Source organism: Bacteroidota bacterium, assembly GCA_034723125.1.
Taxonomy (GTDB): domain Bacteria; phylum Bacteroidota; class Bacteroidia; order CAILMK01; family JAAYUY01; genus JAYEOP01.
In genome coordinates this window covers 1-2,042 of sequence record JAYEOP010000449.1, presented here as the reverse complement: position 1 = coordinate 2,042, position 2,042 = coordinate 1, and the positions used below count along the sequence as shown (strand labels likewise).

The window sequence follows — 2,042 nt, the reverse complement described above, 5'->3', positions numbered from 1 at the left end:
TCAATTCTTGTTGGGTATTTTCTCGACTTTGTGGTCATTGGTGCGACAATAATTGTTCTAAGATATTTATTCATCTCATTGGGTGAAATGATTACACAAGGTCTTGTTTTCTTAATCTCACTCCCTAATAGACAGAGAGTTTCAAAAAAAAGAAATTACCCCCCTCCGGATACTTTTCGGTTAATAGAGTGGGTAGTTTTCGGTTAATATATACATTCGATAAAGTGTCAACAATAGATTGTCCCCATTTATTCTTATCCTGATTTTCTACGATTATTCTACCAATTTTAAATTTTTGACCAATATGAAACTTATTCAAAGACTTGAAAGCTTGATACCTTGCTGAATTAATCGTGTCGATTATTTCACCGAAAAAATTGTTGTATGCTAATAATTTATCCATGCTCAAATTTATTCAAAATCTATCACAACTGCGATAGAAATCGTAAAGTGTTCAAATCTCTCACAACTGTGAGAGAATCTATATTATTTTTGATATTTTCGTTCTGCAAATTGACCAATAAAATAAAATGCCAGAATTGGTATTATACTAAACCGCTATTAAGATGCTGATTAAGAAAATAAATTATTTTTGTTTTGTTTTTCTTCACAAAATTCTTGCATAGCTGTGGCTACGGAATAATTTTTTGAATAAAAACAGGGCGAAAAGAAATGTTTTATTTTCAGTATCTTGATGGCGGTTTAGTATTAACATAAGTTTCGCTGATTTTTCAAGTAAATGTTCGCATTTTTATTGTTTATTTAATGTCTTCATAAGTTTAACACATAAATCGTCAATATTATCTGCTTGTTTATTATAAGCAGATACATTTGACAAAATAATAATTCCATTTTTGTTGACTACATCAATCATAATACCAGATGAATAACCACCAGTTCTTCCATTATGAAAATACCAAGTGTCATCGTAAGGTTTAAAAATATGCCAACCTAGTCCCATATTAAAACTTAATGTGTCAGTTACACATACTTGACGAGTTAATACCAATTCTTTATTTGAATTATCAAATTGAGCTAATGCAAATTTTGATAAATCTTCTACTGTCGATAAAATACTTCCTGCTCCGTAAATTGAACCCATATCCCAATTTGGGGTTTCTTTACCTTTTTTATTTAATCCAATTACTAATTTATTTAAAACTTCATTTTTATGTGATGATGAATTATTCATTTCGTATCTTGAAAAAATTAAACTATCTAACAAAGTTTCAAAATCATTATTAGCGATATTACAGAGTGTATATGCCAATATTCCTACACCAACATTTGAATAATGCGGTCTTTCATTTTGGTCATAAACCAATTTCATTTTTTTGCGGATATACTTTTCTAATTTTTCTTCGGTATAATATTTAAAAGGATTTTTCATGTGCAATAAAGCTGTTATTGTAAAGTTATTCGCCATTCTTGGCAAACCTGACGTATGTGTCGCCAATTGCTTAAAAGTAAGACATATACTGTCATTAAACGGAATAGTTAAAAATTGATTAATATTATCATCAAGATTAATCTTTTTATTTATGACAAAATTTGCTAATAATGTAGATGTAAATAGTTTTGTTATTGAACCAATTTCAAACACAGAATTGTAATTTTCAAGGTAGGAAATAGTGTCATTTTTAATTTCTATTCCGTAAATTTTAACGTTACCATTTTCTATTAGTGCAATTGATACTTGTGTTTTATTTGGGAAAACATTGAGTTTGTTATATATTCCTTCTTTTTGAGTTTCTGTGATTAAATTATTAGTCGTTAAATTATTCATAACTACGTCTGATTGACTATAAATAAATCCCGAACTCAATAATAAAAGCAAAATTAAAATGTGTTTCTTTTTCATAATTCTGATTTTTAGTATTAATGCTAACGGCAGTCTGTCTAATAACCCTAACCACCGATTAAATTTTTGTCAAATATAAAGCTATTTCTGATTTGCTCAAAAATGATTTGCTTTTTTTAGGTTGCGTTTTTCGGATTACTTCTTCCAATGATGTTGGAAAAATATATGACTGTCTTCTGTC

3 protein-coding genes are annotated in these 2,042 nt (G+C 28.4%); all 3 read right to left on the bottom strand.

Features of this window, described 5'->3' with window-relative positions:
- A partial coding sequence (locus tag U9R42_11815; protein MEA3496709.1) for a type II toxin-antitoxin system PemK/MazF family toxin occupies positions 1–116 on the bottom strand: 116 nt, incomplete at its 3' end.
- 8 nt (positions 117–124) lie between these two features.
- Positions 125–403: a DUF1016 N-terminal domain-containing protein gene (locus U9R42_11810; GenBank protein MEA3496708.1), complete on the bottom strand. Its 279-nt coding sequence runs from the start codon at positions 401–403 to the stop codon at positions 125–127.
- Between the two features lie 348 nt (positions 404–751).
- A complete protein-coding gene (locus U9R42_11805; GenBank protein ID MEA3496707.1) occupies positions 752–1,861 on the bottom strand; it encodes a serine hydrolase domain-containing protein in 1,110 nt (369 codons plus the stop codon).
- Positions 1,862–2,042 lie beyond the last annotated feature (181 nt).

Excerpts from the sequence above, each read along its gene's own strand:
- U9R42_11810 (MEA3496708.1), bottom strand. The coding sequence starts at position 403 with ATGGATAAATTATTAGCATACAACAATTTTTTCGGTGAAATAATCGAC.
- U9R42_11805 (MEA3496707.1), bottom strand. The coding sequence starts at position 1,861 with ATGAAAAAGAAACACATTTTAATTTTGCTTTTATTATTGAGTTCGGGA.